At 63.4% G+C, this 15,798-nt stretch carries 16 protein-coding genes; 5 read left to right on the top strand and 11 right to left on the bottom strand.

The window, feature by feature from the left end; all coding sequences use genetic code 11:
- Positions 1-47 precede the first annotated feature (47 nt).
- From C8C92_RS09630 to C8C92_RS09620, 3 genes are read right to left on the bottom strand one after another with little or no spacing between them, the layout of a single operon-like run.
- On the bottom strand, positions 48-866 hold the full coding sequence (locus C8C92_RS09630; protein WP_116743649.1) for a metallophosphoesterase: 819 nt from the start codon (positions 864-866) through the stop codon (positions 48-50).
- 3 nt (positions 867-869) lie between these two features.
- Positions 870-1,784: a diacylglycerol kinase family protein gene (locus C8C92_RS09625; RefSeq protein WP_116743648.1), complete on the bottom strand. Its 915-nt coding sequence runs from the start codon at positions 1,782-1,784 to the stop codon at positions 870-872.
- 12 nt (positions 1,785-1,796) lie between these two features.
- A complete protein-coding gene (locus C8C92_RS09620) occupies positions 1,797-2,549 on the bottom strand; it encodes a phosphatase PAP2 family protein (RefSeq protein ID WP_306594675.1) in 753 nt (250 codons plus the stop codon).
- A 146-nt stretch (positions 2,550-2,695) separates the two neighbouring features.
- On the opposite strand from C8C92_RS09620, the gene C8C92_RS09615 reads away from it, so the two are divergent.
- Complete coding sequence (locus tag C8C92_RS09615; protein ID WP_010396348.1) at positions 2,696-2,920, top strand: hypothetical protein; 225 nt, start codon at positions 2,696-2,698, stop codon at positions 2,918-2,920.
- A gap of 93 nt (positions 2,921-3,013) precedes the next feature.
- Here the strand turns inward: C8C92_RS09615 and C8C92_RS09610 are convergent, their stop codons facing one another.
- The 4 genes from C8C92_RS09610 to C8C92_RS09595 all read right to left on the bottom strand — a co-directional run bounded on the left by C8C92_RS09610 (position 3,014) and on the right by C8C92_RS09595 (position 7,965).
- Positions 3,014-4,114: an AI-2E family transporter gene (locus C8C92_RS09610; protein ID WP_116743647.1), complete on the bottom strand. Its 1,101-nt coding sequence runs from the start codon at positions 4,112-4,114 to the stop codon at positions 3,014-3,016.
- Positions 4,115-4,203: 89 nt separating this feature from the next.
- Positions 4,204-5,394, bottom strand: coding sequence for a DUF1501 domain-containing protein (locus C8C92_RS09605; protein ID WP_116743646.1), 1,191 nt, complete (start codon positions 5,392-5,394; stop codon positions 4,204-4,206).
- Between the two features lie 21 nt (positions 5,395-5,415).
- Positions 5,416-6,963, bottom strand: a complete 1,548-nt coding sequence (locus C8C92_RS09600; protein ID WP_116745902.1) for a DUF1800 domain-containing protein — start codon at positions 6,961-6,963, stop codon at positions 5,416-5,418.
- A 96-nt stretch (positions 6,964-7,059) separates the two neighbouring features.
- Positions 7,060-7,965: a LysR family transcriptional regulator gene (locus C8C92_RS09595; RefSeq protein WP_116743645.1), complete on the bottom strand. Its 906-nt coding sequence runs from the start codon at positions 7,963-7,965 to the stop codon at positions 7,060-7,062.
- 226 nt (positions 7,966-8,191) lie between these two features.
- Here C8C92_RS09595 and C8C92_RS09590 point away from each other — a divergent pair, with 226 nt between their 5' ends.
- On the top strand, positions 8,192-9,208 hold the full coding sequence (locus C8C92_RS09590) for a zinc-binding alcohol dehydrogenase family protein (protein ID WP_116743644.1): 1,017 nt from the start codon (positions 8,192-8,194) through the stop codon (positions 9,206-9,208).
- Here C8C92_RS09590 and C8C92_RS09585 read toward each other — a convergent pair whose 3' ends face one another.
- Complete coding sequence (locus tag C8C92_RS09585) at positions 9,209-10,477, bottom strand: glycerate kinase (protein WP_116743643.1); 1,269 nt, start codon at positions 10,475-10,477, stop codon at positions 9,209-9,211.
- A gap of 87 nt (positions 10,478-10,564) precedes the next feature.
- Between C8C92_RS09585 and C8C92_RS09580 the strand changes: the two genes are divergently transcribed.
- Positions 10,565-10,918, top strand: a complete 354-nt coding sequence (locus tag C8C92_RS09580) for a YnfA family protein (RefSeq protein ID WP_116743642.1) — start codon at positions 10,565-10,567, stop codon at positions 10,916-10,918.
- Between the two features lie 6 nt (positions 10,919-10,924).
- On the opposite strand, the gene C8C92_RS09575 is transcribed toward C8C92_RS09580, so the two are convergent.
- Together C8C92_RS09575 and C8C92_RS09570 are read right to left on the bottom strand one after the other, a co-directional pair.
- Complete coding sequence (locus C8C92_RS09575; RefSeq protein WP_116743641.1) at positions 10,925-11,326, bottom strand: TerB family tellurite resistance protein; 402 nt, start codon at positions 11,324-11,326, stop codon at positions 10,925-10,927.
- 69 nt (positions 11,327-11,395) lie between these two features.
- Positions 11,396-12,358 carry a TerC family protein gene (locus C8C92_RS09570; RefSeq protein WP_116743640.1) on the bottom strand — a complete coding sequence of 321 codons (963 nt, stop codon included), beginning with the start codon at positions 12,356-12,358 and terminating at the stop codon, positions 11,396-11,398.
- A gap of 157 nt (positions 12,359-12,515) precedes the next feature.
- Here C8C92_RS09570 and nhaR point away from each other — a divergent pair, with 157 nt between their 5' ends.
- Together nhaR and C8C92_RS09560 are read left to right on the top strand one after the other, a co-directional pair.
- Positions 12,516-13,415, top strand: a complete 900-nt coding sequence (gene nhaR, locus C8C92_RS09565; RefSeq protein WP_099760074.1) for a transcriptional activator NhaR — start codon at positions 12,516-12,518, stop codon at positions 13,413-13,415.
- Positions 13,416-13,515: 100 nt separating this feature from the next.
- Positions 13,516-14,838 carry a chloride channel protein gene (locus C8C92_RS09560; RefSeq protein ID WP_096234553.1) on the top strand — a complete coding sequence of 441 codons (1,323 nt, stop codon included), beginning with the start codon at positions 13,516-13,518 and terminating at the stop codon, positions 14,836-14,838.
- On the opposite strand, the gene C8C92_RS09555 is transcribed toward C8C92_RS09560, so the two are convergent.
- A complete protein-coding gene (locus C8C92_RS09555) occupies positions 14,835-15,791 on the bottom strand; it encodes a toxin-antitoxin system YwqK family antitoxin (RefSeq protein ID WP_116743639.1) in 957 nt (318 codons plus the stop codon). The genes C8C92_RS09560 and C8C92_RS09555 overlap by 4 nt on opposite strands.
- Positions 15,792-15,798: the final 7 nt, after the last annotated feature.

Here is a 15,798-nt window from a genome sequence, read left to right as displayed (position 1 = left end):
CCAACAATAGCGTCGGATTACGCGCGGCTTCGCCGCGCTAATCTGACCTACAGCGGCCGCAAACTGGCCCACACGCCGCCCTGGCGTGCAAACGCTTCCGTGCTGACCTTTTCAAAGTCGGCGCTGTCTTCATTCCAGCTGTAGCGCTCGACTCTGATGCCGCTGTCTTCGATTCGGATGACATTGAACGAGTTCGACTCGCCCCTGCCCCGCGTTGACGTGGCCGTGCCCGCCTGCACCATCAGGGCAGCGTAGCCGTCGATCTTGTAGCGCGCCGAGGTGTCGCCTGCATGGCTGGCGTGCAAATGGCCGGCCAGCAACAGATCCACGCCACATTCGGAAAACATTTGCAGTGCCAGCGGCGCGCGGTCGACCAGGTCATCCTTGTCGAAATGCTCGGGCAAGTCAAAGGGGTGATGCGTGACGATGATGCGCGTCAAACCGGGAGGCAAACGGCCCAGGCGTTCACGCAGGACATCGATCTGCTCGTGGCTGATGCGGCCATCCTTAAACGTCAGGGAGCGGGCCGTGTTGATGCCCAGCACGGCGATTTCCTCGTCCACGTATTCGGGTGACAAATCGTCCGTCACGTGGCGCCGGTATTTCACCAGCGGCGTCAAAAAGCGGGAAAAGACGTTATACAGGGGCACGTCATGGTTGCCCGGCACGATGATCTGCGGCCCCGGCAAGCTGTCGAGAAAAACCCGCGCCTGCTGGAATTGAACGCTGCGGGCGCGCTGGGTCAGGTCGCCCGAGACCACCACCAAGTCCGGCTCCAGGCGCTCGACCAGCGCGCGCAGGGGCGCCAGCAGGGCCGCATCGACCCTGCCAAAATGCAAATCAGATAAATGCACGAGGGTACGCATGGCCTACTCCCGGGCTGGCGCTGGCGCCGGCGCGGGCACGATCACCTCCAGCGCGGCGGGACGGATGCGATAGCGCAGCGGCGTATTCATGATGGTCACTTCGCCATCGGTGGCCACGCGCAGGCGGCGGTGTTTCGTGGCGATTTCCAGGTCATTGGCCGTCAGCATATCGAAATCCTTGGCTTGCGAGAGTTTGCCGAACAGCGCGTGCAAGGCCAGTTTCAGCAAGCCCAGGCGGCCCGGGCGCTGCGCCACGTAGAGGCTCAGCTGGCCGCAATCGAGCCGCTCGCGCTCGCCGATATTCAAGCCTTCCATCAGGTATTCATTATTGCCGATGAAGACGAAAGGCGTGCGGCGCGCATGCACGGCGTCCTTGAGTTTCAATTGCACGCTGAGAAACGGATAGCGGCGCAAGGCCGCCACCAGCGCCCAGCTGAAGGCCAGCCACTTGCCCCGTCCCAGCCGGCGCTGCTGCTTTTCGCGGTCGCGCACGATATCGGGATACAGGCCCAGGCTGGAATTGTTCAGGAAGATGCGGCCATTGACTTCACCTACGTCGACCAGGTGCGGCACGCCCTGCGCCACATTGGCGATGGCCGCATCGAGCGCCAAAGGAATATTCAAATCCTTGGCGAAATGGTTCAAGGTGCCCAGCGGCAAGACGCCAAACGGCGTGCCGCTGCCGACCACGACAGAGGCGACGGCATTGATGGTGCCGTCGCCGCCACCTGCCACGACGATGGGCGCGCCATCGCGCAAGGCTTGCTCGGCCGTGGCGATCATGTCGGCGCCGCTTTGCGCCAGGGTGATGGCGGCGTCGAGGCCCACGGCCAGGAACTGGGCTTCGAGCTGCTGCGCCCAGTCGGGCGCATAGCCGCAACCGGCGCCCGCATTGATGATGACTGCAATCTTGCTCAGGATCGTTTCCCCTTATTTGGTTTGCCGGATATGCCGGCGGCGGCGCAGGGTCGACACGCCGGCGATGCAGATGGCCAGCCAGCCATAGCTTTCCGCCATGGCTGCCAGCACATCGCTCAGGTAATGCGCGCCCAGGTAGATGCGGCTGAAACCCACGAGTGACGCCATCAGGAAAGCGCCCAGCGCGATGGCGATGCGCTTGCCCCACGCGTTCGGTGCCGTCTGGCAAATCAGGTAGGCGGCCAGCAAGCCGTACAGGGCAGTCGAGGTGGCCGTATGGCCACTCGGAAAGCTGTACGTAGTCAAGGCCGTCTGCAGGAGCGGTTCATCAAAACTGGGCCGCGCACGGACAAAGATGTACTTTAGCAGCAGGTTCAAAAACATGACGCCCGGCATGGTGATGACCAGGGTAAACAGCCAGTAATCGGCGCCCTTGCGGTGCAGATACCAGCCCAGCAGGGTGGCCAGGGTGATGGCGCCGATTACGCCATGCATATGCGTGACGACCAGCAGGCAGCTGGTGATCCACGGCACGGCATGCTGGTTGAACCACTGCGCCACCTGCAAGTCGATCACGGTGATTTGAGCCATGCCCATCACCGCTTCGGCGATCTCGTGGAACACCACGATGGCCACCAGCATCAGCGCCACGCCCACCGTCATATGCAGGCCCAGCTCGCCTTCGGGCGACAGGCGCGCCTCGACGAAGCGGCGCAGTTTCGTGGTCCAGCCCGTGGTCATGCCCATGTCATTCTTCTCTTGCAAACTACTTACTCCTCAAATCAAGCGGGATGATCAAAAAAACCACACCATTAAAAAAATACTGTTTATTCATACAGTAGCTGTGTTTTCATACAGTAGTTATGCTATTCTGATGACTCGTTCAACACATCTCCCTCAAAGGAATTGTCATGGCAACATTGAATAGCGGTTTTGGCTCACGCTTCGGCCTGGAATACGCCCCAAGCTCTTTCCTCGTCCGCATGGGCAAGCGCGAAATCCTCGTCTGCCGCGACTTCCGCAAGCGCTACTACACCGTCAATCCCCTGATCGAGTGCGGTACGGGCATCGAGCCGGGCTATGTTGAAGTGCTGCTGATGCGCCGTTGGCTTTTAATATTATCTAAAGCGCATTAAGTCCACCTTAACCGCGTAGCGGTCCAGGTGTTCGGCCCGGCCACGCCGGGAACGCGCCAGTACCGGCCAGCGGCAACGCTGGCCGACCCCTCATTACTGTGCGCGTTCCGGTGCGGCCGGGCTGGCAGGTGTTTGCACTGGCAGCACCTTGTCAGACACATTCGCTTCGTACCACAAGGTCACGAACAGCACCATCACGACGGGACCGATGAACAGGCCCACGAGGCCCAGGGTTTCCACGCCGCCCAGAATGCCGAACAACACGGCCAGGAAGGGCAAGCGGGTGGCGTTGCCGATCATGCCGGGACGCACGAAGTGATCGGCCACGAACAGCACCACGGTGCCCCACACGGCCACGCCGATGGCGGCGCCCACATTGCCCTGGATGACCAGCAAGGCGGCCGCGCACAGGTAAGCCAACGGTGCGCCGAAGGGGATGATGGCCAGGATGCCGGTGGCGAACGCCCACAGGGCCGGTGATGGCAAGCCGGCGATGGCGTAGGCGATACCAATCAGCACGCCTTCAGCCAGGCCCACCAGCACCAGGCCGTTGACTGTCGCGCGTATGGCTGTGGGAATCTTTTGCGCATAGCGGCCCCAGCGCTCAGGACGCAAAAAATGGCTGCCGACGGCCGTGATCTGGCGCGTCAGCGCTTCGCCATCCTTGTAAAAGAAAAACAGGCACAGAAAGGCCAGGCCGAAATCGACCAGGCGGTGGAATACGTCCGCGCCGAGGATTTTCAGAATGTCGCGCGCGGAATGAAAGCCGCCCACGGCACTGCCCGCAAAGAAGTGACCGAGACCATGGGGCTGGCTCAGGGTGGCTAGCCACCAGTCGCCGATGGCGCTGCCGGCCAGCGGAATATGCGCCACCCAGTCCGGCACGGGCAAGCCGTCGGTATTCGCATGGACGACAAAATTGGCCAGCACGGGCACTTCGCGCGCCGCCTGCGCCACGCCGAACAGCACGGGGATGATGAAGATGCAGGCGAACGCCAGGGTCAGCACGGCCGCCGCGATGATGGTGCGCTGGCCCAGCGCCGCGCGCACGCGCAGGTACAAGGGCCAGGTGGCCACGCACAGGATGCCGGCCCACACGAGCGGCAAAAAGAAACGCTGCATGACGAAGGCCGTCACGGCAATCAGGGCCAGGGAAAAGCCTGCGCTGACGATGTCGCGCTGGGTATCGGTCATACCACTCCATTCGTGCCCGGCGCCACAGGCCGCCAGTATTCGCCATGCGCCAATTGCGCAGGCGTAGCGTAACACGGAGGTTCGCTGATTTACACGAGTCCCAGCTCCACCGGTTTGACGCCGGAAAACACGTGCTCGAGTTGCGCCGGCGTCAAGCCGAAGGTGCGGCGCAGCAAGCCGCCCAGTACGGCGCGGTATTCATTCAGCACGGGCATGTCGCGGTTCTGGAACAAATTCGCCTGCGAAATCGCCACCTGTTCGCCCGCCACCTGCTTGCCCTTGATCCCGCCGCCCAGCACCCAGAACACGCTGCCGTGGCCGTGGTCCGTGCCGCGGTTGCCGTTTTCGCGGAAGGTGCGGCCAAATTCGCTGACCACCACCACCACGGTGTTGCGCCACTCGCTGCCCATTTCCTGCGAAAACGCAGCCAGGCCACGCCCCAGCTCGTCGAAACGCCCTGCCAGATAGCCGTTGGCGCCACCCTGCCCCACATGCGTATCCCAGCCGCCCACGTCGACGAAACCGATATTGTATTTGTCCTTCATCAAGCGGGCGATGCGCTGCGCTTCCAGTTCAAAACCCTTGGTACTGATGGCGTTGCGGTTGGCCGCCTGCATCTCTCCCGTCAATTCCTTCGTCACATCGTCGCGCACGGCAAAGCCCGCGCTGACCGGTTGCTGCAAGGGCGTGCCCTTGTACATGGCGGCGATGAGCTCACTTTGACGCGCATCAATGCCCGACTTGCCTACCGAGCGCAGCCCCATGTTCGGCACTTGCACGCCGCCCTGGAAAATCAGGGGCAACTGGTCGGTGAAGGAAATCGCGTGCTTGCCCTGATTGGCATTCAGGCTTTGCGCCAGCCGGTTCAAAAAGCCCGAGCGGAAATCGCGGCGTCCGCCGATCTCCTGCCCCAGCTCGATGCTGTCCTGCGTCTCGAAATGGCTGCGCGTCAAATCCGTCGTGCCCGCAAATGGAATGAAGGCCGCCTCGCCGCCGTTGAACATGGGGTAGATGGTCTCGCGCAAGGCCGGATGCAAGGCCCAGTCCGCGTTCAAGGCCAGCGCGCCGTTTTCCGCACCGGGTTTCGCGATGGCGATATTCGGCCGCGCCGCATAGTAAAAATCGCTGCCGACCGGCACCAGCAAGTTGTTCGCGTCATAGCCGCCGCGCAAAAAGACGAACAACAGCCGGGCATTCGTGGCGGGTGCGGCCAGCAAGCTGCCCGCATGCGACAGCAAGGGCGCGGCGGCCAGGGCTTTCAACAGGTCACGACGGTGCATGGCGATTCCTTCAGTGTCAACTTAGCGGTGCATCATTTCGGGTGATGAGAGCAAGAAGGTGTTCCACTCCTGCGGCGAAGCGGCCTGTTCCAGGGCCTGGCGCGTGGCCGGGCTCAAGGTCGGCTGCAGCGACTGGTAATACAGAGCGCTGGCCAGCTGGGGAAACGCCACTTTTTCCTGCGGCTGCGGGCCCTCCGTCTTGAACAGGCCGGCGCTGCCCGAACCGATGGTGCGGGCGATATCGAAACGCGTCGTCATCTGGCCGGGGCTGGCCCAGGACGCATCCGTCAGCGGATAGCCATCGGGCGTCTGGCGTCCGTACAGAGGCTGGCCCATGCGCGAAAGCCAGTTCAGCAAGGGGCCCGCGTTGAGGATGGGCTTGTCGTCATAGCTGAGGCGCACGGCCGACACCACATAATGCATGGGGTCCTTGAATTTCTTGCCCAGCGACTGCCTGAATTCGGGACTGTTGAACATGGTCTGCAGCACGTCGGCGATCATGCCATCGTTTTTCTGGAAGGTGGCGGCCATGCGCGCCACCAGCGGCGCGGGCGGATTGTCGCCCACGAAATACTGGGCCAGCTTGCCGCTGATGAAATGCGCGGTGGCGGGACTGCGGCTGAGGCGATCCAGCGCTTCGTCGAGTTCGGCCAGCCCCCTGCCCTTCACCGTTTGCCCGAGGAATTGCTTGTCGCCGTAATCGTGGCGGTTCGGGTTGAATTCGAACAAGCCCCGGCGCACATATTGCGATTGCAAGGCCGGTTTCACTTTCGGCGTGTCCCCTCCCAGGTTGACGCCCACGCCGGTCAGGATGCGCGCCAGTTCCTGCACGTCCGTCTGGCTGTAGCCGCCGTTGACGCCCAGGGTGTGCAACTCCATCAGTTCGCGCGCATAGTTTTCATTGATGCGCTTGACGGCGTTGGCTTCATTGTCCAGATAGCGCAACATGGCCGGATGGTGGACGGTCGCGCCCAGCAAGTCGCGAAATTTCCCCAGGGCATGCGGCGCGATGGCGTTCGCCTCGTAATCGCCCACCATGGCGCGCAAGTTGTGCTTGCCCTGGTGCACGCTGAAATGGTTGAGCCAGAACCAGCTCAGCTGTTGCTGCAGCTGGTTCGGCGAATACACGTCCAGCAACAGCGAACGCGTGGCCGCCTCGCGCGCCAGGCGGTTGAGTTCCTGCTGGTAATCCTTTTGCGCCTGCTGCTTCGCCATGTCGTCCATGACGGCGGCCGACTCCTTGCGCTTTTGCTCCATCGACATCACCAATTGATCGAGCGGTACCTGACTGATGGTCATGGCGTCGATCTGCGCCTGCACGGCGGGCGGCAGGCTGGTTTTACCTGGGTGCAACTGCGCCTGCAGGTAAGCGCTCCAGCCTTCCTTTTGCAACTGGCGCACGCTGCCGCCATTCACGCCCCAGCTGACCCGTTCCAGCATGGCGATGCCTTGCGCGGCATTGTCGGGCAAGGCGGCGGCATGCTGCGCGGCCGGCGGTGCCGTCGCGGCGCAGCCGGCCAGCAACAGCAGGCACATCAAGGTCGTCGGCAACAGTCGGTTCGGGTTCATGGCCATCCTTCAAGCGGTTTCATACAGAATGCCTGAGGGTACGCCCAGCTTGACCCGCGCATGATTGCGATTTGCAACGAGTTGTAATCAAAAATATTATTTTTGCAATTCCGCACACTTGTCGCGCAGGAAATCGCGCAGCTGCAGCACCAGCGGCGTCACCTGCGCCCGGTGCATGCACAGCAGCTGCAAAGGCGCGGCCTCGCCCGCCACCTCGGGCAGCAGCACCTGCAGGCGGCCGGCCGCCACGTCGCCGGCAACGTCGAGCCGCGATTTATAGGCGATGCCCAGGCCCGCCACGGCCCAGCGCCGCACGAGGTCGGCATCGTCGGCGCTGCGGTTGCCGCTCACTTGCACGGTGACTTGCTCGCGCTGCGGCAGGCGATAAAAAGTCCAGCGGTCGTGCAAGCCATCTTCCAGCGCGAAGCGCAGGCAATTGCGCTGCGACAAGTCTTCCAGCGCCAGCAGGGGGCCGTGCGCGCGCAGGTAAGCGGGCGAAGCCACCAGCACGCGGTCGTTGGCAGGCGCGATGGGCATGGCGACCATGCTCGAATCGTCTTGCTGCCCGTAACGCAGGGCAATATCGACTTGCTGGCGCACCATGTCGGCCACCCGGTCGCTGACGCTGAGCTGGTACTGCAGCTTGGGATGGCGCAACTGGAATTCGTCCAGCCAGCCCAGCATCAGATTGCGACCCAAGTCGGAAGGCATGGCAATTTTCAAGGTTCCGCCGAAACTGTCCTTGCCGGCCAGCAGCGCGTCGTGGCCCGCGCGCAGCAGGCGCAAGGCTTCGCGCGCGTGTTCCAGGTATTGCGTGCCTTCCGCCGTCAAGCTCAGTGAACGCGTCGTGCGGGTCAGCAGGCGCAAGCCCAGCTCCCCTTCCAGGCGCTTGACGGCGGCGCTGGCCAGCGCGGGCGAAATGCCGATCTCGCGCGCGGCCGCCGACAGGCTGCCCCGGTCGGCCGTGCGGACAAACACCTGCAAGTCATCGAGTCGCAGCAATTTTCAACATTCCTTTGAAAGTGTTTCGGCACACGCCCTCTTTTTCCCTGGCGAGAAAATGGCCATGATACGTCATCAAGCCTGTATGGCGTAGGTCGGATTAGGTCCGAAGGACCGTAATCCGACAACATTGTTGGCGTGGCCGATGGTGGTGTCGGATTACGCGCGGTACAGCCGCGCTAATCCGACCTACCCAACTCCATCACTGTTTTACCAAAGGAAGAATATGAAAGCCATCGCCTACCACCACAGCCTGCCCATCACGGATGCAGCCGCCCTGCTCGACATCGAATTGCCCACGCCCGTCGCCACGGGGCGCGACCTGCTCGTCGCCGTGCACGCCATCTCCGTCAACCCCGTCGACGCCAAGGTGCGCAAGAATCGCGCGCCGAAAGAAGGTCAGCCGGAAGTGCTGGGCTGGGATGCGGCTGGCGTCGTCACGGCCGTCGGCCCCGACGTCACCCTGTTCCAGGTGGGAGATAAAGTCTGGTACGCGGGCGCCATCAACCGCCCCGGCAGCAACAGCGAATTTCAATTAGTCGACGAGCGCATCGTCGGCCACATGCCCGCCAGCCTGGACTTTGCGCCGGCCGCCGCCCTGCCCTTGACGGCCATTACGGCCTGGGAATTGCTGTTCGACCGCTTGCAGCTCAGCCGCGACAAGAGTCTGACGGGCAAGTCGCTTCTCGTGATCGGCGCGGCCGGCGGCGTCGGCTCCGTGCTGGTGCAGCTGGCGCGGCAATTGACGGGCGTGACCATCATCGGCACGGCCTCGCGCGCGGAAACGGCTGACTGGGTCAAGGAACTGGGCGCCCACCACGTGATCGACCACAGCCTGCCGCTGGCGCAGGAAATCACGCGCCTGGGCTTGCCGCCCGTCGATTATGTGATCAGCCTGAACCAGACGGACCGCCACTTCGACCAGATCGTCGAACTGATCGCGCCGCAAGGCAAGTTCGCCCTGATCGACGACCCCGAGCACATCGACGTGCGCAAGTTCAAGGGCAAGAGCGTGTCGCTGCACTGGGAACTGATGTTTACCCGTTCGCTGTTCCAGACGGCCGACATGATCCGGCAGCATGAACTACTGGAAGAACTGGCGCAGCTGGTGGATGCGGGCACCATCAAGACCACCCTGGCCGAGCGCTTCGGCACGATCAATGCGGCGAATCTGAAACGCGCGCATGCCCTGCTGGAGAGCAATACGGCCAAGGGCAAGATTGTGCTGGAAAATTTTAATTAATCAGGTAATCAGGATGGCCCGGAAATCATTAACATTCGTCAAGGTCGGGCCAGTGATTACGGAATCGCCCAGCGCCTGGAAGAAGCCGTGACCATCGTTGTTATCGAGGCTCTCGCGCGGCTTGATGCCCAGCGCCCAGGCGCGCTGCAGGGTGTCGGGCGCCAGAACCGCGCCGGCGATGTCTTCCTGGCCGTCGACGCCATCCGTATCGCCGGCCAGCGCGTGGATGCCTTCGTGCCCGTCGAGCGCGATGCCCAGCGCCAGCAGAAATTCCACGTTGCGTCCGCCGCGGCCATTGCCGCGCACGGTGACCGTCGTTTCACCGCCCGACAGCAGCACGCACGGGGCAGGAAACGGCTGGCCGCGCAAGGCCGTTTGCAGCGCGATGCCGGCCATGACTTTGCCCACGTCGCGCGCTTCGCCTTCCAGGCTGTCGCCCAATATATACGGTGTGACGCCGGCCGCGCGCGCCACGCCAGCGGCTGCTTCCAGCGCCATCTGCGGCGTGGCGATCAGGGTTGTCTGCGTGCGCGCCAGCCGCGGATCGCCGGGTTTCACCGATTCGCCGCGCCCGCTTTCCAGCACTGCGCGCAAGCTGTTCGGCAAGTCCATGCCGTAGCGGCGCACGATGGCCAGCGCATCCTCGCACGTGGTGGCGTCGCCCACCGTGGGACCGGAAGCGATATCGCCCAGCTTGTCGCCGGGCACGTCGGAAATGGCCAAAGTGATGACTTGCGCCGGATGGCAGGCGGCTGCCAGGCGGCCGCCCTTGATGGCGGACAAATGGCGGCGCACGCAATTCATTTCGCCGATGGTAGCGCCCGAGGCCAGCAGCGCGCGGTTCAAGGCTTGCTTGTCTTCCAGGCTGATGCCGTCCAGCGGCAAGGCCAGCAGCGACGAGCCGCCGCCCGAAATCAGACACAGCACCGTGTCGTCCGCCTGCAAATTACCCACCAGGTCGAGCATGCGCTGCGCTGCCTGCATGCCGGCCGCATCCGGCACGGGGTGCGACGCTTCCACGATCTCGATGCGCTCGCACGGCACGGCGTAACCGTAGCGCGTCACCACGAGGCCAGACAACGGGCCCGGCCAGTGCTGCTCCACGGCGTGCGCCATGGCGGCCGACGCCTTGCCGGCGCCGATGACGATCAGCCGCCCCTTGGGCGCGGGCGGCAGATGGGGCGGTACGCAGTGCGATGGCTGGGCCGCTTCGATGGCGGCCTGGAACATGGCTTGCAGCAAGGCACGCGGCGCTGGGGTGGTCGTCATGGTGTTTCCTCCGGTATCCGAACCCGATCATAGCAGTGCCGCCAAGCGGGCAGCTACAATGAGGGCAAAATTACTCATAGGAATGCAATGTACGACGCCATCGAATGGACCAGTCTGGCCCGCACTTTCGGGCTGTTTACCGTCACAGCCGTGGCCGAACTGCTGGGCTGCTACCTGCCCATGCTGTGGCTGAGCAACAAGGGCAGCGCTTGGCTGCTGTTGCCGGCCGCCCTCAGCCTGCTGGTCTTCGTGTGGCTGCTGACCTTGCATCCAGCCGCCAGCGGCAGGGTGTATGCCACGTATGGCGCCATCTATATCGCCACGGCGCTGGGATGGCTGTGGCTGGTGGACGGCGTCACGCCCGCCTGGACCGACATCGCCGGCGTGGGCCTGGCCCTGGCTGGCGCCGCAGTCATTGCCATGGGGCACAAGACGGCTTGACGTGCATCAGGCACCGTGCGCGCGGAAGTTCGTTTCCGCCGACCACACGGCGCTGGCGCGGGCCAGCAACACGGCTTCACCATCGGCCAGCCAGTCGTCCGCGTCGGCGATCTTCCACATGGCTTGCAGCAGCTTGCGGCGCAAGTCGGGATCATCGATTTCATCGAGCAGGCTGTCGATCACGCCATTGGCCAGTTGCACGGCGCCATGCACGGTCGAGGTCAGCATGTCGTCACACAAGTCTTGCAGCAGCTGTTGAAAAGCGGCTGGCGCCAGGTCGATATGCTCGAGGATCTTGCTGCGGTGCATGGCTTGCAGCTCGGTGCTGGCCAGGTTGCCATCGACTACCATCATCAGGGCCAAAATACGTCCCGCTGCCTGGGGACTGTTCGCTTCATAAGTACGCATGATTTTCTACTCTTTCTATTAGTCAATTAAAGGGCACGCCTCCGCCAGGCGGGGCGCGCCGTAGTGCATTTACTTCTTGTCGCTGCGGGTGATGAATACACTCGCCACGCAGCTCGATACGATCAGCACTGCCACCACCAGCAACGACGCTTCCACCGGCACGTGGTACCACGGCATGATCAGCATCTTGGCGCCGATGAACACCAGCACCATCGCCAGGCCATACTTGAGCATGTGGAAGCGGTCAGCCACATCCACCAGCAGGAAGTACAGGGCACGCAAGCCCATGATGGCGAACAGGTTCGACGTGAAGACGATGAACGGGTCCGTCGTGATGGCGAAAATCGCCGGGATCGAATCGACCGCGAAGACCAGGTCCGTCACCTCGATCAGGATCAGCACCAGGAACAGCGGCGTGACATAGCGCAAACCGCCCTTAGCCACGAAGAAACGCTCGCCATGGTCGCCATCGGCTACCCGCAAGTGGCGGCGGGCAAAGCGCAGCACCGGGTTGTTCGCCACGTCCGGCTCTGAATCGGCCGCCACCAGCATGCGCATGCCGGTAATCAACAGGAACGCACCAAACAGGTACAGCACCCAGCTGAACTCGCTTACCACCCATGCGCCGGCCATGATCATCACGGCACGCATGACGATCGCGCCCAGCACGCCATAAATCAACACGCGGCGCTGGTACTGGATCGGCACCTGGAAGGCGCTGAAGATCAGCAGGAAGACGAACACGTTATCGACCGACAGCGCTTTCTCGATCAGGTAGCCGGAGAAAAATTCCAGCGCCTTCTGATTGGCGATCTCGGGTCCGGCCGTGCCGTTCAGATACCACCACAGGCCACCGTTGAACAGCAGGGCCAGGCTGACCCACACCAGCGACCACGTCGCCGCTTCCTTGACGCTGACCTTGTGCGCCTTGTTGCCGCCGAAGACGAACAAGTCCAGCGCCAGCATCGCCAGAACAAAAGCGATGAAGCCGGCCCACATGGGTGCCGTTGCAATACTCTCCAGACCGTTCATCGCTGGCCTCCGCAACTGTCTGTTTCTATCCTGATGACCATGGCACTCTCCTTGCATGAATTGAGCAGCCATCATAGTCTGAATATAAACATCGAACAAATCGAATATAATTGACGAATACATCGAAAAACTCGATGTATTCGCTTTAGGGAAAAGCATGTCGACACTCAACTTCAAGCACTTGCGCTATTTCTGGATGGTGGCCAAGACGGGCAGCATCGCGCGCGCGGCCGAACAGCTGCACCTGACGCCGCAATCGATTTCCGGCCAGCTCAGCGAATTTGCCGACACCCTGGGCGTGGAACTGTTCCGCCGCAGCGGGCGCCAGCTGGAATTGACGGACACGGGCCGGCGCATCCTCAGCCATGCCGAAAGCATTTTCAGCACGGGTGATGAATTGCTGGAAATCGTGCGCGACCAGTCGCGCACGGCGACGACGACGTTTCGCGTGGGCTGCGCCGATTCCGTCTCGAAACTGATCGCCTGCCGCCTGGTTGAACCGGCGCTCCGCCTGGCCGAACCGCTGCGCATCATTTGCCGCGAAGGCCGGCTGGCCAGCCTGCTGGCGGACCTGGCCGTGCACCGGCTCGACCTGATCATGGCGGACCGCCCCATGCCCGCGCATTTGAGCGTGCGCGGTTTCAACCATTTGCTGGGCGAAAGCGGCATGACCCTGTTCGGCACGCCAGCGCTGGCCGCCACCCTGACGGGGGACTTTCCGCTATGTCTCGATGGCGCGCCGCTGCTGCTGCCGGGCGAAGACTTCGCCATTTACGGGCGCTTGCTGCAGTGGCTCGGCGACAACCATCTGCACCCGCGCATCGTCGGCGAGTTCGACGACAGCGCCATGATGAAGGCCTTCGGCCAGTCCGGCGCGGGCCTGTTCTTTGCGCCCACCGTGATCGCGCCCCAGGTGTGCGAACAATATGCCGTGGTGGCGCTGGGCCGGGTCGACAGCCTGGTCGAGCAAGTGTATGCCATCACCACGGAACGGCGCCTGAGCCACCCGGCCACCATCGCCATCAGCCAGAGCGCGCGGCACGAGCTGTTTGTGTAGCAGCCCCAACACCGCAAGCCATAAATACATTCGAACAAATACATCTATATAATGGCAAGTCTCCCCGACGCCCTGCGCGCCCCTTCCTGGACTTGCCGCAATGAAGCACTTGCACGACATCCCCTCTGCCTTCAAGCATGAATTTGCCAACCCGCGCCTGTGGTGGTCGCGTGCCGTCGTCGTCGGCATGGCCGCCATCGCGGGCCTCGTCGTCGTGGGCTTTACATGGCTGGCGGAGGAAGCGCTGGACTTGTTTCTCTTTTTCAACGGCAAGGCCTGGTGGTTCGCCCTGCTGTGGACACCGGCCTGCGCCGCCCTGCTGGTCTGGCTGACGCGCCGCTACGCCATGGGTGCGGCCGGTTCCGGCATCCCGCAAGTGATGGCCACCCTGGACCCGGCCGTGGCACCCGAACAGCGTTCGCTGTTCGTGTCCCTGAAACTGAGTGCCGCGAAAATCGTCCTGACGGCGGGCGGCTTGCTGGGGGGACTCTCGCTGGGGCGCGAAGGACCGTCCGTGCAAATTGCCGCCGGCGTGATGCTGGCCGCGCGCCGCCTGCTGCCGCGCCACTCGCAGGTGAGCGCCCATTCCCTGCTGGTGGCCGGTGGCGCGGCCGGCATCGCGGCCGCCTTCAACACGCCGCTGGCGGGCGTCATGTTTGCCATCGAAGAATTGTCGCGTTCGCCCGAGCAGCGCAACAGCGGCCTGATCGTCGCTGGCATCGTGCTGGCCGGCATGATGGCCGTCTCCATCCACGGCAACGCCACCCATTTCGGCATCATCCATCCTGGCCCCATCGGCCTGGCCTTGGCCTTGCCAGGTTTACTGGTCACCCTGGTTGCCGGCGTGGCCGGCGGCCTGTTTGCCCGGCTGCTGCTAGCCTCCGCCCGCGGCAACCCGCTGGGCAAATTGTCTGCATGGAGAAAGGGCCGTCCCGTGCTGTTCGCCGCCGTCTGCGGTGTGCTGGTGGCGGCCATCGGCATCGCCAGCCACGGCGCCACGTTCGGCAGCGGCACCGTGGCCACGCGCGCCATGCTGGAAGGTTCCAGCGACGCCTCGCCCGCCTTTGTCGCCTTCAAATATGTGGCCACATGGCTGACCGTCTGGTCGGGCGTGCCGGCCGGCATCTTCGCCCCGTCGCTGGCCATCGGCGCCGGCATCGGCCACGATATCGCCGTGCTGCTGCACTACCCGCACGCGCCGGCCCTGATCGCGCTGGGCATGGTGGGTTTCCTGGCCGCCGCCACGCAGGCGCCGCTGACGGCGTTTATCATTGTCATGGAAATGGTCGACGGCCACGGCATGGTGCTGAGCCTGATGGCCTGCGCCGTGGTGGCCAGCACCGTCTCGCGCGTGCTCAGCGAACCGCTGTACGGGGCGCTGGCGCAACTGCAGCTGCAACGGCTGCCGGCGCCGCCCAACTAGAAATGGCTGCAGGGGCGCAGCAAGCTGCCGTCCTGCCATGCGCAGACGGTACGCATGCCATCCTCGCCCCATCGGTGCTCCAGGCCGTGCTTGCGCCCGTCGACATACTCCACGGCATGCAGCGGCGTGCCATCGTCGCGCCAGCTTTGCGTGCTCAGCATGACGCCATCCTCGAACATGTTTTTCTGGTCCAGCTGGCCATTTGCGAAATACAGCAGCGACCAGCCCTGCGGCTTGCCATGCAGGAAATTGAGGCGCGACTTTTCGCGGCCGTCCGGCCACCAGGTCTGGTGCAGGCCGTTGCGCTGGCCTTCCAGATACGGCCCCCGCTCGGCCAGCCAACCGTTCGGATGAAACGCTTGCGCCTCGCCCGACAGCACGCCGTCGGCAAAATGCGCGCGGTTGCTGATCTGGCCATGCTCGTCAAAGCTCAGGTACTCGCCATCGGCGGGCTGGCCCGCGTGGTAGCGCATTTCATGACTCAGCTGGCCATTCGCATGATAATGGCTGTGCAAGCCTTCGTACTCGCCGTCGCGGTAAGCCTTGCGGCTCTTCACCGCGCCGTTTGCATGGTATTCGACGTTCACGCCGTCGAAATCGCCCTCCCCGTTGCGCTCTTCCAGCAGGGCCAGCCGGCCATCGGCGAAATACACGCTGCGCTGGTAGACGTAGCTGGGTGACTCCAGGTCCATGCTGCGCAGCCAGGCATCCATGTGCAGCTTGCCTGGCGGCTGCGCGAAATGCAGCTGCCAATGCCAGGCCTGGCGGGCCGCATCGTGGCGCAGTGGCGCGCGCTGCTCGTACACGGCAGCAGCGGCTGCGGCAGGCTGGTAATCCGCGTCAAAATACAGGGAAGCTGGCGCCTGCCCGGAAGGCAAGGCCGGAGTGGCAATGGACATGGGAGGGGAACCGGCCAGGATGGCGGCCAGCAAAACGGAAGTGAATATCTTCAATGCATGC

The sequence above is a fragment of the Janthinobacterium sp. 78 genome (genome assembly GCF_003096775.1).
GTDB classification, from domain to species: Bacteria; Pseudomonadota; Gammaproteobacteria; order Burkholderiales; family Burkholderiaceae_D; genus Janthinobacterium; species Janthinobacterium tructae.
Note: the sequence above shows the minus strand (reverse complement) of the source record. Positions and strands in the feature narration are given on the sequence as shown.